This is a genomic window from Streptomyces sp. NBC_00376 (genome assembly GCF_036077095.1).
In the GTDB taxonomy this organism is placed as follows: domain Bacteria; phylum Actinomycetota; class Actinomycetes; order Streptomycetales; family Streptomycetaceae; genus Streptomyces.
The window spans coordinates 4,426,124-4,444,370 of the sequence record NZ_CP107960.1; the positions used below are offsets into that span (position 1 = coordinate 4,426,124).

17 protein-coding genes and 1 tRNA gene are annotated in these 18,247 nt (G+C 68.5%); 10 read left to right on the forward strand and 8 right to left on the reverse strand.

Going from position 1 to position 18,247, the window contains the following annotated elements; genetic code table 11:
- Positions 1 to 83: 83 nt before the first annotated feature.
- Positions 84 to 632 (reverse strand): helix-turn-helix domain-containing protein, encoded by a 549-nt coding sequence (locus tag OG842_RS19975; protein WP_266731355.1) that lies wholly within the window; start codon positions 630 to 632, stop codon positions 84 to 86.
- Between the two features lie 170 nt (positions 633 to 802).
- Here OG842_RS19975 and OG842_RS19980 point away from each other — a divergent pair.
- Together OG842_RS19980 and OG842_RS19985 are read left to right on the forward strand one after the other, a co-directional pair.
- Positions 803 to 875: transfer RNA gene (locus OG842_RS19980), tRNA-Ala, on the forward strand.
- 602 nt (positions 876 to 1,477) lie between these two features.
- Positions 1,478 to 1,813 carry a hypothetical protein gene (locus tag OG842_RS19985; protein ID WP_053639247.1) on the forward strand — a complete coding sequence of 112 codons (336 nt, stop codon included), beginning with the start codon at positions 1,478 to 1,480 and terminating at the stop codon, positions 1,811 to 1,813.
- 35 nt (positions 1,814 to 1,848) lie between these two features.
- Here the strand turns inward: OG842_RS19985 and OG842_RS19990 are convergent, their stop codons facing one another.
- Positions 1,849 to 3,060 carry an IS110 family transposase gene (locus tag OG842_RS19990; protein ID WP_266731358.1) on the reverse strand — a complete coding sequence of 404 codons (1,212 nt, stop codon included), beginning with the start codon at positions 3,058 to 3,060 and terminating at the stop codon, positions 1,849 to 1,851.
- 294 nt (positions 3,061 to 3,354) lie between these two features.
- Positions 3,355 to 4,089, reverse strand: coding sequence for a DUF5324 family protein (locus OG842_RS19995; RefSeq protein ID WP_266731360.1), 735 nt, complete (start codon positions 4,087 to 4,089; stop codon positions 3,355 to 3,357).
- Between the two features lie 401 nt (positions 4,090 to 4,490).
- On the opposite strand from OG842_RS19995, the gene OG842_RS20000 reads away from it, so the two are divergent.
- Both OG842_RS20000 and OG842_RS20005 read left to right on the forward strand, forming a co-directional pair.
- Entirely contained in the window at positions 4,491 to 5,018 is a 528-nt protein-coding gene (locus tag OG842_RS20000) for a peptidylprolyl isomerase (protein ID WP_266731362.1), read from the forward strand.
- A gap of 156 nt (positions 5,019 to 5,174) precedes the next feature.
- Entirely contained in the window at positions 5,175 to 6,077 is a 903-nt protein-coding gene (locus tag OG842_RS20005) for a rhomboid family intramembrane serine protease (protein ID WP_266733700.1), read from the forward strand.
- A gap of 313 nt (positions 6,078 to 6,390) precedes the next feature.
- Here the strand turns inward: OG842_RS20005 and crgA are convergent, their stop codons facing one another.
- On the reverse strand, positions 6,391 to 6,645 hold the full coding sequence (crgA, locus tag OG842_RS20010; protein WP_093548084.1) for a cell division protein CrgA: 255 nt from the start codon (positions 6,643 to 6,645) through the stop codon (positions 6,391 to 6,393).
- Positions 6,646 to 6,785: 140 nt separating this feature from the next.
- Here crgA and OG842_RS20015 point away from each other — a divergent pair, with 140 nt between their 5' ends.
- From OG842_RS20015 to OG842_RS20040, 6 genes are all read left to right on the forward strand, one after another.
- On the forward strand, positions 6,786 to 7,553 hold the full coding sequence (locus OG842_RS20015; protein ID WP_266731364.1) for a DUF881 domain-containing protein: 768 nt from the start codon (positions 6,786 to 6,788) through the stop codon (positions 7,551 to 7,553).
- 26 nt (positions 7,554 to 7,579) lie between these two features.
- Positions 7,580 to 8,296 carry a class E sortase gene (locus tag OG842_RS20020; RefSeq protein WP_328512418.1) on the forward strand — a complete coding sequence of 239 codons (717 nt, stop codon included), beginning with the start codon at positions 7,580 to 7,582 and terminating at the stop codon, positions 8,294 to 8,296.
- 56 nt (positions 8,297 to 8,352) lie between these two features.
- On the forward strand, positions 8,353 to 8,535 hold the full coding sequence (locus tag OG842_RS20025) for a hypothetical protein (RefSeq protein WP_266731367.1): 183 nt from the start codon (positions 8,353 to 8,355) through the stop codon (positions 8,533 to 8,535).
- Positions 8,532 to 9,170 carry an aminodeoxychorismate/anthranilate synthase component II gene (locus tag OG842_RS20030; protein WP_266731369.1) on the forward strand — a complete coding sequence of 213 codons (639 nt, stop codon included), beginning with the start codon at positions 8,532 to 8,534 and terminating at the stop codon, positions 9,168 to 9,170. The genes OG842_RS20025 and OG842_RS20030 overlap by 4 nt, the downstream gene beginning before the upstream one ends.
- 215 nt (positions 9,171 to 9,385) lie before the next feature.
- Positions 9,386 to 10,696, forward strand: coding sequence for a class E sortase (locus OG842_RS20035; RefSeq protein WP_443064065.1), 1,311 nt, complete (start codon positions 9,386 to 9,388; stop codon positions 10,694 to 10,696).
- A gap of 28 nt (positions 10,697 to 10,724) precedes the next feature.
- Positions 10,725 to 11,456, forward strand: a complete 732-nt coding sequence (locus tag OG842_RS20040) for a class E sortase (RefSeq protein WP_266731371.1) — start codon at positions 10,725 to 10,727, stop codon at positions 11,454 to 11,456.
- A gap of 152 nt (positions 11,457 to 11,608) precedes the next feature.
- Here OG842_RS20040 and pknB read toward each other — a convergent pair whose 3' ends face one another.
- The 4 genes from pknB to OG842_RS20060 form a co-directional block, all read right to left on the reverse strand.
- The gene (gene pknB / locus OG842_RS20045) at positions 11,609 to 13,582 is read right to left on the reverse strand and encodes a Stk1 family PASTA domain-containing Ser/Thr kinase (RefSeq protein WP_266731372.1); all 1,974 of its coding nucleotides are present in this window, start codon (positions 13,580 to 13,582) and stop codon (positions 11,609 to 11,611) included.
- 167 nt (positions 13,583 to 13,749) lie between these two features.
- On the reverse strand, positions 13,750 to 15,207 hold the full coding sequence (locus OG842_RS20050) for a penicillin-binding transpeptidase domain-containing protein (protein WP_266731373.1): 1,458 nt from the start codon (positions 15,205 to 15,207) through the stop codon (positions 13,750 to 13,752).
- Positions 15,204 to 16,616 carry an FtsW/RodA/SpoVE family cell cycle protein gene (locus tag OG842_RS20055; protein ID WP_266731375.1) on the reverse strand — a complete coding sequence of 471 codons (1,413 nt, stop codon included), beginning with the start codon at positions 16,614 to 16,616 and terminating at the stop codon, positions 15,204 to 15,206. The genes OG842_RS20050 and OG842_RS20055 overlap by 4 nt, the downstream gene beginning before the upstream one ends.
- 22 nt (positions 16,617 to 16,638) lie before the next feature.
- Positions 16,639 to 18,150 carry a Stp1/IreP family PP2C-type Ser/Thr phosphatase gene (locus OG842_RS20060; protein ID WP_266731377.1) on the reverse strand — a complete coding sequence of 504 codons (1,512 nt, stop codon included), beginning with the start codon at positions 18,148 to 18,150 and terminating at the stop codon, positions 16,639 to 16,641.
- Positions 18,151 to 18,247 lie beyond the last annotated feature (97 nt).

The window sequence follows — 18,247 nt, forward strand, 5'->3', positions numbered from 1 at the left end:
AGTTCCTGTTTCGGCCCGTGGCCGGCTTCTCGGGGACAGTGCCCGGCCCTGATCCGCCGGGCAGGCCCTTGGCTCCGGTGCCCCTAGCTCTGGTGCCCCTCGTAGTGCGCCACCGCGTCCGCGGTGCGCCCGGCGCCGTACACCCTGAGGAACTCTGCCAGTTCCGGGTGGGTCGGGGCGAGGGAGTCGGCGGCATCGATGATGTCACCGGCGGCAGCGACCGACCGCATCAGCGACTGGATCTCGCGGACCACGCGCCGGACGGTGGGGGCACCGCCGGTCTGGGAGGTCTGGCCGGTGCTGGTCAGGACGGAGCCGCCCTGGGACTTCTTGATCTCTTCCATGCGGTCGGTGGCCTCGCCCGCGCTGACGCTGCCGTCCGCGACCTGACCGGCCAGCTCCTGGAGCGCCTGGACCCGCTGGACGACCGCGGGGTTGCCGATCTTCGCCCGCTGGCCGCTCATCAGCTGGGAGAGCATGGGGGCGGACAGCCCGAGGACGGCGGCGAGCCTGGCCTGGTTCAGGCCGAGATCATCGATCAGGCGGCGGAAGAGCGCGCCGAGAGGCTCTCCGTACCAACTGCGCTGAAGCTCTCTGGCTCTGGCCGTTGCCTCTTGCTGCGCTGCGTCCATGGCGTCTCCCCTTCGCTGCGGCTTCGCTGCTGCGAACCTTGTCGAGCATCCTACGGAGAGTGGTCGCCGACCGGGAGCCCCCATATTTTTGCAGGTTTCCGGGGGGTACCCGGTACTGTTGTCCGCAGCGGTGGCCAAGACGCCGGAGCGTCCGGGGCTGCCTGTTGTTCGGGGCCTTAGCTCAGTTGGTAGAGCGCTGCCTTTGCAAGGCAGATGTCAGGAGTTCGAATCTCCTAGGCTCCACGTGATAAATGCCCTCCGATCTGCGAAAACGCAGCATCGGAGGGCATTTTCGTATCTGTCGGGGGCATGCCCGGCCCCGTCTCCCGCCGCTGAGCCGTTCTCGACCTGGCCCGAGTGGGGCACGGGGATCGTGCAGGTGACCCTGGACGGGCCGTTCGCGGCGGGTACGACGGGGACGATGACGCCCGAGGGGCAGGACCCGCTGCCCTTCACCCTCACGGAGGCCGTGCCGGGCGAAGGCGGACGGTGCGGCGAAGCCCGGGGTTCTGGGGGCCACTGCCTCCGCGTCGGCGGGTGACGCGTCGGGCACGCCGCACGGCTCCAGGGGCCTGCGCCACTGAACCTGCCCAGCGGCACGGAAAACCGAACCCGCGCCGGAGACCACGTGATCGAGGTCTTCCGGCGCGGGTTCGTCGTACGGGAGCCGGCCCAGGAACGGGTTTCAGGCACGGGCTCGGGGGGGTGCCTCTATGTCCTTCGTCAAGGTGTGACCGTGTGCCGCAGTCGGCGACTCTTGAGCACCCCGGCAACCATTCCGGCTCGGCGGGGGTCCTCCATACCAGGCCCCGCTCGGGGCCATCGACGCAAGGGGGAGGAGCGTCATGGGGGTCCGCAGGGCAGCGAAAGGCGTCGGCGAGTTCCTGGTCGAGACGGTGGGAGAAGCCGTCGCCGAGGTGATCCTCAGCCTGCTCGCCTGTGCCCTGCTCGGCTGCCTGGCTCTGATCGCCTACCTGAGCTGGTCCCTCAGCCCGCGCTTCACCATCGCGGGGGCTGGGCTGCTCAGTCTCCTCCTCGCCCACGGCGCCTGGCAGACCTTCCGCACCCCCGCGAAGGGGCGCCGTCGGGGCCTCGCCGCCCTGACCGCTGTCGGGTTCACCGTGACCGCCATGACGGCCCTCTTCCTGCTGCTCTACTCCACAGGATGCGACTGCCTGTGAGGCCGTTTGGTTCAGCTACGCAAGTCCGAGGCCGGTCATGCGGTAGCTGTTTCGGGGACTCGTGACTCGTAGAAGGTGCCGTCGCGGAGCATGGCGAACAGAACGCTGATGCGTTGGCGGGCGAGGCGGAGGAGGGCCTGGGTGTGGGTTTTGCCGCGGGCGCGTTGCTTGTCGTAGTAGGTGCGGGAGGCGGGGTCGGCGTTCATGCAGGCGAAGGCGGAGAGGAACATGGCGCGTTTGAGCTGGCGGTTGCCGCCTCGGGGCGCGTGTTCGCCGTGGATCGAGGTGCCCGACGACTTCGTGGTCGGGGCGAGTCCGGCGTAGGAGGCCAGGTGGGCGGCGCTCGGGAAGCTGGTGCCGTCGCCGACGGTGACCAGCAGGACTGCGGCGGTCCTGACACCGACGCCGGGCATCGACGTCAGGACCTTGGAAAGAGGGTGGGCCTCCAGCAGGCTGTTGATCTGGGCTTCCATCGCCCGGCGCTGGGTGTGGACGGCGGTGAGCTGGCCGGCCAGGGAAGGGATCACGATGTCCAGGGTGCCGGTCCCGGGGACGACGACGGTCTGCTCGTCCAGGGCGTCGAAGACCTCGTCGATCAGCCGGGTGGCCATGCGCGGGGCCTTCGGGCGGATCAGCTCCACGAGTCTGCGGCGTCCGGCTTTGCGCAGGGCGGCCGGGGATCCGTAGCGTTCCAGCAGCCAGGTCACGGCCTGGTGGTCGAGGCGGGGGCCGAGGACGCGTTCCAGGCTGGGGTGGAACTGGGTGAGCAGGCCGCGTATCCGGTTGGAGGTGCGGGTGGCCTCGGCGGCGAGGTCCTGGTCGAAGCCGGTCAGCACGGTCAGCTCTGCGGTGATCTCGTCGGTGAGTTCCAGCGAGCGCAGGGTGTGCGGCATCGTCCGTGCGGCGTCCGCGATCACGGCCGCGTCCTTCGCGTCGGTCTTGGCCTCGCCGGGGTAGAGGTCGGCGATCCGGCGCATGGCCAGGCCGGGCAGGTAGGCGACGCGGCAGCCGGCGTCGCGGGCGACGGTCAACGGCAGGGCGCCGATGGAGGCGGGCTGGTCCACGATGACCAGGACGGTGCCGAACTTCGCGGTCAGCTTCTCGAACACGGCCCGCAGCTTCGGCTCGCTGTTGGGCAGCGGCTTGTCGAAGACCTTCTTCCCGGCTGGGGTCAGCCCGTGGCCGTGGTGAGCGGACTTTCCGACGTCCAGGCCGAGGAACACACCCACGTCTTCGATCTCGAACATCGTGCCCTTTCGGGGGTGTTGGCGGTGCCGGCCTCGGCTCGGGTGTCGTGCTCGCGCATCCACGTTATGCAGACCTGCCGCCCGCGAACCGTCCGGCGTTGCGCCGGACCGGGCGGTGGCCGGACCTCTGATCAGCGTCTCCGACGAACACCCCCGGACTCGGTGACACCACCCCCCAGGTCATCCCGTCGACAGGGGGACACAGTCATGCCGGGCCCGGAGGCCAGCGGCCCTCTTGCAGGACCGCGAAAAAGATAACGGGGGCTGGTCCGGGGGCTTGGTCCGGGTGCCGGCTCAGTGGCGGTCGTCCGGGTTGGTGCCGTCCGGGCCCTCCGAGCCGTCCGTCCCGTCCGCCTCCGCCTCGGCCTGCCTGGCCCGGACCTCGGAGTCGAGCGAGCTCGGGCCGCTGCCGTCGACCGAGGTCAGCGGTGCACGGTCGGAGACCTCGGTGGCGGCGGGCGGTTCGACCAGCCAGTCGGGGTTGGCCTGCTTGTCCCACCACCGCCAGACGGCATAGACGCCGCCCGCTACGAGGCCGGCCACGACGAGCCCCTTGAACAGCCGGCCGGCCCGCGCCCGCCGCTCATGCTTCCGGGCCAGCTGCCGGATCTCCTCGGCCGTGACCTGGCTGCGCAGTGCGGCCAGTGCGGCGGCGCTGCGGGCCGTGGCCTCCTCGGCCACCGGCTGGGCGACGGCCATCGCGTGCTCGACGCGCGGCACCGTGTAGTCCGCTGCGGTCCGGGCCGCCTGGCGGGTACGGAGTGCGGCGCGCCGGCCGACCTCGTCGACCTTGGGCGGCACATGAGTCAGGGCGAGTTCGATACGCGGTGCCAGATGCGCGTCGTACTGGACGCGGGCCTGCTGGGCCGCCTTGGACACCTTCGGCGCGAGCCGCGTGCGGGCCTCGTGCGCGAGATGTGCGGCCTGGTCCTTGGCCGTGTCGGCGTAGGGCGCCACCACTTCCGCGGCGTGCTGCACGCTGTCCTTCGCCGAGTCGGTTGCGGCGCGCACGCTGTCGATGCGGGTCACGGGATCCTCCTCCTTGGTGGCGGGTAGACACTCCGCCTTTCCACCCATTTCGAGATCATGCCCGCTGAATTCCTGTCTGGCATGCGGGGCGGGCATCCGGGTCATTCAGGTCGTGAGTGACGCCTTGGGCAACGCGGTGCAAGGGGAGCTTGTCGATGACAATGCCACGGTTCGTCCCGGATCGCGCCGCTTCGTCACGCACTTGGCCGCATTTGTTGCGGCGGGCTGTGGGCCGTGGGCTGCCGCATGCGGAAATGGGGCAGGTAGGTGAGCGTCACGCGCCCTCCGGTCGCGGCCGGGCGCCGGAACGTACGGTCCGTGCGAGGATCGGTGGACGTCACCGACGACCCAACGTCACCGAAGAAGACTCAACGTCACCGAAGACTTACGGAAGGCAGATCGTGGCTGAGCAGCTTTACGCCACCTTGAAGACCAACCAGGGCGACATCGAAGTCCGGCTCCTGCCGAACCACGCGCCCAAGACGGTCAAGAACTTCGTCGAGCTCGCCAAGGGCGAGCGCGAGTGGGTGCACCCCGAGACCGGTCAGAAGTCGACGGACAAGCTGTACGACGGCACCGTCTTCCACCGTGTCATCAGCGGCTTCATGATCCAGGGCGGTGACCCGCTCGGCAACGGCACCGGTGGCCCGGGGTACGAGTTCGCGGACGAGTTCCACCCCGACCTCGCCTTCAACAAGCCGTACCTGCTGGCCATGGCCAACGCCGGTCCGGGCACCAACGGCTCGCAGTTCTTCGTGACCGTTTCGCCGACCGCCTGGCTGACCGGCAAGCACACCATCTTCGGCGAGGTCACCAACGACGCCAGCAAGAAGGTCGTGGACGCCATCGCCGCCACCCCGACCAACGCCCGCACCGACCGCCCGGTGCAGGACGTCGTGATCGAGTCGGTCGTCATCGAGACCCGTTGATCACCTGTGGTCATCGGCTGATCACACGCTGATGGCCCGTTCGGGAACCAACCGCCCTGCCCGTCCGTACTGATAAATAGCGGACGAGCAGGGCGGCGTCGTGCGTGCCGTGCCCGTCATGACCAGGACCGAAGGGACCGGGAAGCGATGGGACCGATGGACCAGCAGCCGCCGGGAGGCGGTGACCAGTCCGCCGCCGCGGACGGCTCGCTCAGCTGCTACCGCCACTCCGGTCGCGAGGCGAACATCCGCTGCACCCGCTGCGAGCGCCCGATCTGCCCCGAGTGCATGATCGACGCCTCGGTCGGCTTCCAGTGCCCGGACTGTGTACGCCACGGTTCGGGTACGGGGCACGGACCGGCCGCCGGACGGCCGCGTACCGTCGCGGGCGGCGGCATTACCGCCGATCCCCGCCTCGTCACCAAGATCCTGCTCGCCATCAATGTCGCCGTGTACCTCGCGGTGCTGGCGAGGGGCACCGCGCTGGTGGACGAGCTGATGCTGCTCGGCCGGGCCCCGACCCACTACGGCGGTCCGCTCGAAGGCGTCGCGGCGGGCGAGTGGTACCGACTGGTGACGTCGATGTTCCTGCACCAGGAGGTGTGGCACATCGCGTTCAACATGCTGGGGCTGTGGTGGCTCGGCGGGCCGCTGGAAGCGGCGCTCGGCCGCGCCCGCTACCTCACGCTGTACATGGTCTCCGGCCTGGCCGGCAGTGCTCTCACCTACTGGCTCTCCGCGCCCGAGCAGGGTTCGCTCGGAGCCTCCGGGGCGATCTTCGGACTGCTGGGCGCCACCGCCGTGCTCATGCGCCGGCTCAACTACGACATGCGCCCGGTCCTCGCGCTGCTCGCGGTGAACCTGGTCATCACCTTCAACCCCTGGGGCGGGATCGCCTGGCAGGCGCATGTCGGCGGTCTGGTCGCGGGCACGCTGATGGCGATCGGCATGGTGCACGCCCCCCGAGAGCGGCGTGCGCTGGTGCAGTACGGCACCTGCGCCCTGGTGCTGGCGGCCGTGATCCTCATCGTCGTCGCCAGAACGGCCGCGCTCACCTGAGCGCTCATCGTCCCCGGAGTGCTTGTCCACAGCTGTGGTTGTCCACAGCGGGTACCGGATCTTGTGCATTCTGTGGGAACAGCTGTGCCCCTTGTCGCTGAGCTGGGTTTTTCCAGCAGGGACAAGGGGCGTGCCGCTCCCCGATGGGGGAGACTGCAGTCACATCGGCGTCAACAGCCGGCAAGTTATCCACAGATCGTCTGACCTTTTCCCCTGCCTGTGGATAACGCTGTGGGTAACTCGGGGCAAGGGTTGCGGGACAGGGCCCCGCTGTGCAACTACGAGCGCTGCGGTGCTGCTTCCGCTGTGGGGGCTACTTCCACTGTGTGGAGACGCCGAAGCCGCCGGCGATGAAGCCGAAGCCGACGACGATGTTCCAGTTCCCCAGGTCCTTGATCGGCAGATCGCCGTCGGTCACGTAGAAGACGACGATCCAGGCCAGACCGATCAGGAAGAGCGCCAGCATCACGGGCGCCACCCAGCTGCGGCTGGTCAGCTTTATGTTGGTTGCCTGCTTCGCCGGAGGGGGCGTGAAGTCGGCCTTCTTGCGGATACGTGACTTCGGCACGAGGAACTCTCCTGTCGATGCGCTGCGTGACCGCGCAGGGAACTGTGGCTGGCGCCGGGGCGGAGCCCGAGGGGAATACTGCCTCCCTCAGGCGTCCGTTAGCGTAGTGCTTCCCTGGCGTCGAAGGAGATAAGGGTACGTTGAGCAATTCTGCCGACTCCCCCCAAGGGCCGGTCCGGCGCACCTTCCGGAACCCGGCCCGCGTGCTCACCGCTGCCGTCTTCGCCCTCGCCGGACTGATCTTCGTCACCAGCGCCAACACGGCCAAGGGCACCAACATCCGCACCGATTCCTCACTGCTGAAGCTCTCCGATCTCATCCAGCAGCGCAGCAACAAGAACGCCCAGCTGGACGAGACCACCGCGGCCGTGCGCGACGACATCGACGCCCTCGTCGGGCGGGACGACGGCAGCACCAAGGCGGAGGAAGCCCGGCTCAAGGAGCTGGAGCGGGCCGGGGGCACCACGAAGCTCACCGGCCGCTCGGTGTCCGTCACCCTCAACGACGCCCCGCCCAACGCCACCGCCAACCCCGGCTACCCCGACCCGCAACCCAATGACCTGGTCATCCACCAGCAGGACCTCCAGGCGGTCGTCAACGCTCTCTGGCAGGGCGGTGCCCGCGGCATCCAGGTCATGGACCAGCGGCTGATCTCCACCAGCGCGGTGCGCTGCGTCGGCAACACCCTGATCCTCCAGGGCCGGGTCTACTCACCGCCGTACAAGATCACCGCGGTCGGGGACCCGGGCAAGCTCAAGCAGGCGCTCAACGACTCCCCGGCGATCAGCAACTACCTGCTGTACGTGAAGGCGTACGGGCTCGGCTGGAAAGTCGACGAGCACGAGGCGGTGACTCTTCCCGGCTACTCGGGCACAGTGGACCTCCACTATGCGGAGCCCGTGGAGTAGCGAGCGGCTGTGGGGAGGCCGGCCAGTTGTCGGTGCGACTGATCGTCAGGACGTTCAGCGAACTCTGCATCACCGTCGGAGCCCTGATCGTGCTCTTTGTGGTGTACGTGCTGTTCTGGACCGGGGTGAAGGCGGCCGACGCGACCGAGGGGCAGATCGACGCCCTGCACAGCCGGTGGGCGCAGGGACCGGTGTCCGCATCCGCGCCGCAGTCCTCCCCGGCGCCGGGGAAGCCGAAGGCGCCGAAGGAGTCCCCCGCCCCTGCCGCGTACCGGGACGGCAAGCCGTTCGCGATGATGTACATACCCCGCTTCGGCAAGGGCTGGGAGTGGCCCGTCCTGGAGAACACCGAGGTCAGAACCTTGCAGAAGGGTCTCGGTCATTACTCGGGGACCGCCCGCCTCGGCGCGACGGGCAATTTCGCGGTGGCCGGACACCGCCGTACGTACGGGGACCCGTTCAAGGACTTCCCGAAGCTGCGTCCGGGCGACGCGGTGGTGCTGACCGACGGGACGACGTGGTTCACGTACCGCGTCGACAAACGGCCCTACCGGACCGTGCCGAGCGACATCGGGGTCATCGACCCGGTTCCCCGCAAGTCCGGCTTCGACGGGCCCGGCCGCTATCTGACGCTGACCACCTGCGACCCCGAGTGGGGCAGCAGCCACCGGCTGATCGCCTGGGCCCACCTCGATGCCACCCGGCCCGTGTCCGAAGGCAAGCTGGCAGCTTTCCACAGCTGACCCACGCTTCTGCCCCAGCCCTTTAGTCTGGTCTCGTACCGAATGGAGGGGACAACATGTACGGCTGGATCTGGCGGCATCTGCCGGGCAACGCATGGGTGCGTGCGCTCATCTCGCTCGTGTTGGCACTGGCCGTTGTCTACGTGCTTTTCCAGTACGTCTTCCCCTGGGCGGAGCCGCTGCTTCCGTTCGGTGACGTGACGGTCGACGGCTCGACCGGGACGGAGGGCGGCCAGTGAGTGCCCGCATTCTCGTCGTGGACAACTACGACAGCTTTGTCTTCAACCTCGTCCAGTACCTCTATCAGCTCGGCGCCGAATGCGAGGTGCTGCGCAACGACGAGGTGACCACGGCACACGCCCAGGACGGCTTCGACGGCGTCCTGCTGTCGCCCGGTCCCGGCACCCCGGAGCAGGCGGGCGTCTGCGTCGAGATGGTGCGCCACTGCGCGGCGACGGGCGTTCCGGTCTTCGGGGTCTGCCTGGGGATGCAGTCGATGGCGGTGGCGTACGGCGGCGTGGTGGACCGTGCCCCGGAGCTGCTGCACGGCAAGACCTCGCCGGTGACCCATGAGGGCGTGGGGGTCTTCGCCGGCCTGCCGTCCCCCTTCACCGCGACCCGCTACCACTCGCTGGCGGCCGAACCGGACACCGTCCCGGCGGAGTTGGAGGTGACGGCGCGGACTGCCGACGGGATCATCATGGGGCTGCGCCACCGTGACCTGCCGGTGGAGGGCGTGCAGTTCCATCCGGAGTCGGTGCTGACCGAGCACGGGCATCTGATGCTGGCCAACTGGCTGGCGCAGTGCGGCGACACGGGAGCCGTCGCGAGGTCGGCGGGGCTCGCGCCGGTGGTGGGCAAGGCCGTCGCGTGACCGAGCTCCGCCCCGAGCACGACGCCGATCAGGACGGCCCGTACGAGCAAGGGGCGTACGGGGCCGCAGGCGCGTTCGAGGCGGCGGTCGACCGGCTGGCGGACCCGTTGAACGATCCGCTGCCGCACTCCTCGCCGTGGTTCAGGGCAGGGAGTGGCCCGGACGGGGCGGCCGAGGCACCGGTGGCGGGGCAAGGACAGCACCGCGCCCCGGACTTGCCGGCGCAGACGCAGCCGGGGGCGTCCCAGTCACAGGCGGTATACGGGGCGCAGGGGCGCCAGGGTGCTCCGCAGGAGTGGTACGACCCCGAGGGGTTCGAACGGGACTGGTACGGGCAGCAGGCGGCCGTACCGACGCCGGCACCGGCACCCATGCCGACCCCCATACCGGCGTCCATGCCGACGCCCATGCCGGGTCCTGTTCCGGAGCAGTCTGTTCCGGAACAGTTGACGCAGCCTCTCGCCGTTCCCTTCCCGGTCCATGACGAGACGATCGGTCTGCGGACGGCCGACACCCGCCGCCCGGCCGGCCGCGTGACGCCGACCCGGCGGCCGGGTCCGGGTCCGGGGCCGGATGCTGACCCGTCCCCGGACTTCGATCTCGCGAGCGACGCGGATCGCTTCGAAGACCCCACGACAGACCCCGCGACAGACCCCTCGTCGGACCCTGCCCGGGACTCCGACGCCTCCGCTGCGGAGCCGCGCACCGGAGGCCGTGCCGAGCGCCGTCGCGCCGCCAAGGGGCGGGGCCGCCGCCGTACCGATCAGCGGCCGGAGGCCGTGGCGACGGCCGCCACACAGGCCGACAAGCCGATGTCGCGCGTGGAGGCACGGCGTGCGGCACGTGCGGCCAAGGACAGCCCGGCCGTGGTGGCCAGCCGCGTCACCGGTGAGCTGTTCATCACGCTCGGCGTGCTGATGCTGTTGTTCGTCACCTATCAGCTGTGGTGGACGAATGTGCGGGCCGATCAGTACGCAGGCAAGGAGACGCACAAGATCCAGGACGACTGGGCGAAGGGCGACCGCAACCCCGGCGTGTTCGAAGCGGGGCAGGGGTTCGCCATCATCCACATCCCCAAGCTGGATGTGGTCGCTCCGATCGCCGAGGGCATCAGCAAGGAGAAGGTCCTCGACCGGGGCATGGTCGGCCACTACAGCGAGGGCACGCTCCGCACCGCGATGCCTTCGGCCAAGCGAGGCAACTTCGCCCTCGCCGGTCACCGGAACACGCACGGCGAGCCGTTCCGCTACATCAACCGGCTGAGCCCCGGCGACCTGATCGTGGTTGAGACGCAGGACGCGTACTACACCTACGAGACGGCCAGGACGCTGCCGCAGACATCGCCGTCCAACATCTCGGTGATCGATCCGGTGCCGCGCGGTTCCGGGTTCGACGGGCCCGGTCGGTACATCACTCTGACGACCTGTACGCCGGAATTCACGAGTACGTACCGTTTGATCGTCTGGGGCAAGATGGTCGACGAACGACCGCGCAGCGAGGGGAAGCCCGACGCGCTCGTGGGCTGAATCATCATCACGACAGGGGACGGGTGCGGTGACAGCGAGGACCGAGCACGAAGAGCGAACCGGTGAGTCCGCGCCCCCGCCCCGGCGCAGGGGCCGCCATCCCGTCGCGACCGCGGTCAGCTTCTTCGGTGAACTCCTGATCACCGCGGGCCTGGTGCTCGGCCTCTTCGTCGTCTACTCCCTCTGGTGGACGAACGTGCTCGCCGACCGCGAGGCCACCAAGCAGGGACACACCGTCCGCGACCGCTGGGCGGGCGGACCGGGCGCGCTGGACACGAAGGACGGCATCGGCTTCCTGCACGTCCCGTCGATGAAGAACGGCGAGGTGCTGGTCAAGAAGGGCACCGACACCGAGAACCTCAACAACGGCATCGCGGGCTACTACACGGACCCGGTGAAGTCGGCTCTCCCGTGGGACGAGAAGGGCAACTTCACCCTGGCCGCCCACCGCGACGGGCACGGCGCCAAGTTCCACAACATCGACAAGGTGAAGACCGGGGACGCGGTCGTCTTCGAGACCAGGGACACCTGGTACGTCTACAAGGTCTTCGAGGAGCTTCCCGAGACGTCGAAGTACAACGTCGACGTGTTGCAGGCGGTCCCGAAGGGCTCGGGTGCGAAGAAGCCCGGCCGCTACATCACGCTGACGACCTGCACGCCGGTCTACACGTCGAAGTACCGCTACATCGTGTGGGGCGAGCTGGTGCGTACGGAGAAGGTGGACAAGGACCGTACGAAGCCGGCGGAGCTGCGCCGCTGACCGGATGTCCCGCCGCAGACCTCGGCGGACGCCCGACAGGCATGCAACGGGCGCACGGCGGACCACGTCCCCGGCGCGGACGCCCGACGACCATGACGAAGGGCCCCGGCCGCCATACGGCGGCCGGGGCCCTTCGTCATGGTGTGTCCGGGTCAGCCTCGTCTGCCGGACGGGCCGCCGAAGATGTTTCCGTCTCCGCCGCCCGGCATGGTCTGGACGTTGACCGCGCTGTTCTTGTCGACCTGCTGGCCCGAGTTGGGCTGGAAGCCGACGATCCTCGCCTTGTCGTCATTCGGCCCCTGCACCTGGCCGAGCTGCAGACCCGCTGCGGCGAGCAGGGCCTTCGCCTCACCGAGCGTCTTGCCCTGGAGATCGGGAACCGAGGTCTGCTCCGGCTGCTGCGGGCCCTTGGAGACCGTCAGCACGATCTGGGCGGTCAGCGGCTGCGCCGAGTCGGGGAGTGGTGTCTGGCTGATCACCTGGTTCGCCGGCTTCTCCGAATCGACGTCGGTCCTGGAGATGTTGGTGAAGCCCAGGCCGTTGAGCTGGGCCACGGCGGCGTTGTAGTCCCGGTCGGCGACGTTGGGCACCTTCTGGGTGGCCTGCTTGGCGACCGTGATCGTGACTTCGGAGTTCTTCTCGGCCTTCGAGTTGCCGTCGGGGTTCTGCTTGATGACCGTGCCCGCGGTCTTCTCGGACTCGACCGCGGTGACGTTCACCGTGAAGCCCTTGGCCTCCAGCTCCTTGCGGGCCGTCGCCTCGGTCTTCTCCACGACGTCCGGGACATCGACCTTCGGCGCCCCGGTGGAGACGACGACCGTGACGGTGTCGTTCTTCGCCATCTGCTCGTCGGGCGTCGGGGTCTGGCTGCAGATCTTGCCCTTGGGCTGCTCCTCGCACGGTTCGCGCGAGCCGATCTTCAGGACGATCTCGGCGTTCTCTGCGAGTTTCTCCGCTTCCTTCACCGTCGAGCCGACCATGTTCGGCGCATCGAACTTGTCGCCGCCGCTGTTGCGGTCGCTGAACACCGCCTGGCCGATCAGGATCGCGCCGATCAGCACCAGGACACCCGCGACGATCAGCAGGATCGTCGAGGTGTTGCTCTTCTTCTGGCGGCGGCGGTCCGGGCGGTCGTCGTAGCCGTAGCCGCCGTCGTCCGGGTTGACCGGGGGCAGCATGGACGTGGGCGCGCCGTTCTGGTCCGCGGCGCGCAGCGCGGTGGTCGGCTGGTCGTTGCCGTATCCGCCGTAACCGGCCGCACCCATCGCCGCGGTGGCGGCGACCGGCTGGCCGTCGAGGCACGCCTCGATGTCGGCGCGCATCTCGTCGGCCGACTGGTAGCGGTAGTCGGGGTCCTTGACCAGGGCCTTCAACACGATCGCGTCCATCTCGGGCGTGATCTCGGGGTCGAAGTTGCTGGGCTTCTGCGGCTCTTCCCGTACGTGCTGGTAGGCGACCGCGACCGGTGAGTCACCGATGAAGGGCGGCCGTACCGTCAGCAGCTCGTAGAGCAGACAGCCGGTCGAGTAGAGGTCGGAGCGTGCGTCGACCTGCTCGCCCTTGGCCTGCTCCGGGGAGAGGTACTGGGCGGTGCCGATGACGGCGGCGGTCTGGGTCATCGTCATTCCGGAGTCGCCCATGGCGCGGGCGATGCCGAAGTCCATGACCTTGACCTGGCCGGTGCGCGTCAGCATGACGTTCGCCGGCTTGATGTCGCGGTGGACGATGCCGGCGCGGTGCGAGTACTCCAGCGCCTGGAGGATGCCGACGGTCATTTCGAGGGTGCGCTCGGGCAGCAGCTTGCGGCCGGAGTGCAGGAGCTCTCTGAGCGTCGACCCGTCGACGTACTCCATCACGATGTACGGGATGGAGACCCCGTCGACGTAGTCCTCGCCGGTGTCGTAGACGGCGACGATCGCCGGGTGGTTGAGCGAGGCGGCGGACTGGGCCTCACGGCGGAACCGGGCCTGGAAGGACGGATCGCGGGCCAGATCGGCCCGGAGCGTCTTCACGGCTACGGTGCGGCCGAGCCGGGTGTCGTGTGCGAGGTAGACCTCGGCCATGCCACCACGGCCGAGCACCGAGCCCAGCTCGTACCGGCCGCCGAGGCGACGCGGCTCTTCCATAACAGTTCCAGCCCTCTCCGTCAGTCCCGACCGCACCGGTGTGTGGTCCGGCGGTGTGCTGCTCGCGCATACGCTACCGGCCGCGCACTACCTGATCGGCCCGGAGTCCGGACCTGATACCTGACCGGTATCCCGATGTGCAGGTAGGGCACCCGATGTGATGGGCATCACTTCTTGCTGTCGATGACCGCCTTCATCACGTCCCGTGCGATCGGGGCGGCCAGGCCGCCACCGGAGATGTCGTCGCGGTTGGCCTGGCTGTCCTCGACGACCACGGCGACGGCGACCGGGGAGCCGCTGTCGGTCTTGGCGTACGAGATGAACCAGGCGTACGGGTTCTCACTGTTGTTCAGGCCGTGCTGCGCGGTACCGGTCTTGCCGCCGACGGTGACGCCATCGATGAGGGCGTTGGTTCCCGTGCCGTTCTTGACGACGGTCTCCATCATCTGCTGGAGCTTCTGCGCGTTCTCACCCGAGAGGGGCTGGCTGAACTGCTCCTTCTCGTGGGTGTAGATCGTGTCCAGGTTGGGGGCCTGGCGCTCGGCGACCATGTACGGCTGCATCAGCTTGCCGTCGTTGGCCACGGCTGCGGCGACCATGGCCATCTGGAGCGGGGTCGCGCGGTTGGACGCCTGGCCGATGCCGGCCATGGCGTTCTGAGGACGGTTGTCCTTGGGGTAGACGCTGGCGTCGGCGCGGACCGGGGTGAAGATTTCCTTGTTGAAGCCGAACTTGCCGGCTTCGTCGATCATCTTCTGGTTGCCGAGATCGTCGCTGATCTTGCCGAAGACGGTGTTGCAGGACCACCGCAGCGCTTCCCGGAGCGTGGCGTTCTCGCAGGGGATGTTGCCCTCGTTCGCCAGGTTGCCGGTGGTCAGCGGGAGCCGCCAGGGCAGCGGGGACTTGGTGGGCTCGTCGATGCCGGTGTACAGCCCGTTCTCCAGGGCCGCGGCGGCGGTGACGACCTTGAAGGTCGAGCCGGGCGGGTAGGTCTCGCGCAATGCCCGGTTGAGCATCGGCTTGTTCTTGTCCTTCAGGAGCTGCTGCCGGGCCTTGCTGTCCTTGTCGGAGTTGCCCGCGAAGACCGACGGGTCGTACGACGGGGTGCTCACCAGAGCCAGGATGGCGCCGGTCTGCGGGTCGAGCGCGGCCACGGCGCCCTTCTTCTTGCCGAGCCCCTTGAACGCGGCCTTCTGCGCGGCGCCGTTCAGGGTGGTGACGACGTTGCCACCCTGCTGCTTGTCGTTGGTGAACATCGAGAGGGTGCGGTCGAAGAAGAGCTGGTCGTCGTTGCCCGTGAGGATGCCGTCCTCCAGGCTCTCCAGCTGCGAGGCGTCGAAGGCCTGCGAGGAGTATCCGGTGACGGGCGCCCACATGGGGCCGTTCTTCCAGACCCGCTTGTACTTGAAGTCGCTGCCCTTGGTCTCGACGGACCCGGTGACGGGGTTGCCGTCGACGATGATGTTGCCGCGCTCGTGGGCGTAGCGCTCGATGCGGACGCGACGGTTCTCGTCGCGGCTGTTCAGTTCGTCGGCGCGGACGTACTGGAGGTAGTTGGTCCGTACGAGCAGGGCGAGGATGAGGATTCCGCAGAAGATCGCGATCCGGCGCAGGGGCTTGTTCACGGTCGGACCACCTGGGTCATCTCGGCGTCGGGGGACGGTGCGGGCGCAGGTGCGGGACGGCGGGCGGTGTCGCTGATCCGGATCAGGATGGCGATCAGTGCCCAGTTGGCCAACACGGACGAACCGCCGTACGCGAGGAACGGCATGGTCATACCGCTGAGCGGGATGAGCCCCATGACACCGCCGGCGACCACGAAGATCTGGATCGCGAAGGCTCCGGACAGCCCGATGGCGAGCAGCTTGCCGAAGGGGTCACGGGCGGCGAGCGCGGTGCGTACGCCCCGCTCGATGATGAGACCGTAGATCAGCAGGATGGCCATCATTCCGGCCAGCCCCAGTTCCTCGCCGACGGTGGCGAGGATGAAGTCGGCGTTGGCGGCGAAGCCGATCAGGTCGGAGTGGCCCTGGCCCCAGCCGGTGCCCAGCGTGCCGCCCGAACCGAACGACATGATGGCGTTGGAGATCTGCTCGCAGGCGCCATTGGTCGTGTAGCAGGAGAACGGGTCCTTCCAGGCGCTCACACGGGCCTGGACATGAGACTCGAAGGACGCCACACCCACCGCGCCCGCCGCGGACATCAGCAGACCGAAGACGATCCAGCTGGTCCGCTCGGTGGCGACGTACAGCATCACGACGAAGAGGCCGAAGAACAGCAGCGAGGTGCCGAGGTCCGTCTCGAAGACCAGGATCAGGATCGACAGGGCCCAGATGGTGATGATCGGTCCGAGGTCGCGTCCGCGCGGCAGGTACAGACCCATGAAGCGGCGGCTGGCCAGCGCCAGTGCGTCACGCTTCACCATGAGATAGCCGGAGAAGAACACCGCGATCAGGATCTTGGCGAACTCTCCTGGCTGGATCGAGAGAGGGCCAAGGCTGATCCAGATCTTCGCGCCGTTCACTGCGGGGAAGAACACCGGCAGGATCAGCAGGACCAGCGCAACGGCCATCGAGATGTAGGTGTAGCGCTGGAGGATGCGATGGTCCTTGAGGATCACCAACACGGCGACGAAGAAGGCGACACCGATCGCCGAGTACAGCAGCTGCTTGGGGGCGTCGGGACTGTATGACCCATACAGGGTCTCCGCACGCTGGATCAGCCGTTCCGACTGGTCCAGCCGCCAGATCAGCACCAGCCCCAGGCCGTTGAGCAAGGTGGCGAGCGGGAGCAGCAGCGGGTCCGCGTACGGCGCGAACTTGCGCACCACGAGGTGGGCGACGCCGCCGAGGAGGATGAGTCCCGCGCCGTATCCGAACATGCCGGACGGGAGCTTGCCGTCGATGGCGAGCCCGACATTGGCGTAGGCGAACACCGAGATGGCGATGGCGAAGGCCATCATCATCAGCTCGGTGTTGCGACGGCTCGGTGCGTCGATCGCGCCGATCGTGGTCGTGTTGGTGACAACGCTCATGGTGCTGAAGGCCCCCTACGGCTTACTGCTTACCGCACTGCGGGACCAGCTTTTTCTCTTCCTCCGAGAGGCTGGGACCAGGAGTGGGAGTTTTGGTCGGCTTGGTCTTGGCGGCATCGGACGTCTTGGCGCCACTGGATGTCTTGGCGGCGTCCGTACCCGGTGCCTGGCCCTCGTCGGCGCTGGCCTTCTCGGCGGCACGTCGTTCGGCGTTCTTCTTGCAGGCGGACGCCTGGACGGAGAGTTCCTCGATCTTCGCGCGGGCGGCGTTGAGGTCGCCCTCGGGGATGGTCGCCTCGACCTTCTTGCGCTGGTAGACCGGGAGGTACTTGAGTTCGATCTCGGGGTGGTCCTTCTCGACCTTCGAGAGCGAGACCCAGGCCAGGTCCTGGTTGATGCCGCGGAACAGCGTGACGTGTTCGTTCTTCGCGCCGATGTAGAACTGGTTCTGGGTCCAGCGGTAGCCGCCGTAGAGGCCGCCGCCGACGACGGCGAGCGCCAGCACGGTGTACAGGGACCTCTTCAGCCACTTACGGCCGCCGCCGGGCTTCACGAAGTCCTCGTCGGTGTACGCGTCGAAGGAGCCGTCGGGCATCCCGCCGTAGCCGCCGTCGACAGCGTCGCCGCTTCCGGGCGGGCCGAAACCTCCCGGGGGCGGTGGTACGGGGCGGCCTAGGCCGGCCGCCCGTCCGGCGGGGGTCTGCATGGCGGCCGTGCTCTCGGCGTCGCTCATCTGCGCCGCCTGGTTCTCGGCGACCGCGCCGACGATGACCGGGGTGTCGTTGAACTGTGCGGCCAGGGTGTCGTTGCTGTCGACGTCGAGGACGTCGGCGACGATGCAGGTGATGTTGTCGGGGCCGCCGCCGCGCAGGGCGAGCTGGATCAGCTCCTGGATGGTCTCCTGCGGACCCTGGTAGCTGGCGAGCGTCTCTTCCATCGTCTGGTGCGAGACGACGCCGGACAGGCCGTCGGAACAGATCAGATAGCGGTCGCCGACCCGGACCTCACGGATGGAGAGATCGGGTTCGACGTGGTCGCCACTGCCCAGTGCCCGCATCAGCAGGGCGCGCTGCGGGTGGGTGGTCGCCTCTTCCTCGGTGATCCGGCCCTCGTCGACGAGCCGCTGCACCCAGGTGTGGTCCTGGGTGATCTGGGTGAGCACGCCGTCGCGCAGCAGGTACGCGCGGGAGTCGCCGACGTGGACGAGGCCGAGGCGCTGGCCGGTCCAGAGCAGGGCGGTGAGCGTGGTGCCCATGCCCTCCAGCTGGGGGTCCTCCTCGACCATCATGCGCAGTTGGTCGTTGGCCCGCTGGACCGCGGTACCGAGCGAGGTGAGGATGTCCGAGCCCGGGACGTCGTCGTCGAGCTGGACGAGCGTGGAGATCACCTCGGAGCTGGCGACCTCGCCGGCTGCCTGGCCACCCATGCCGTCGGCGATGGCGAGAAGGCGTGGGCCGGCGTAGCCGGAGTCCTCGTTGCCCTCCCGGATCATGCCCTTGTGCGATCCGGCGGCGAAGCGCAAGGAAAGACTCATGCGCACCTCGCCCGTCGGCTCGGGGTACAGCCGGTCTCGAGCCACACTGCCCACCCTCCGGTCGGGAGCCGGGCGGGGTCCGTTGCCCGGACTGCCG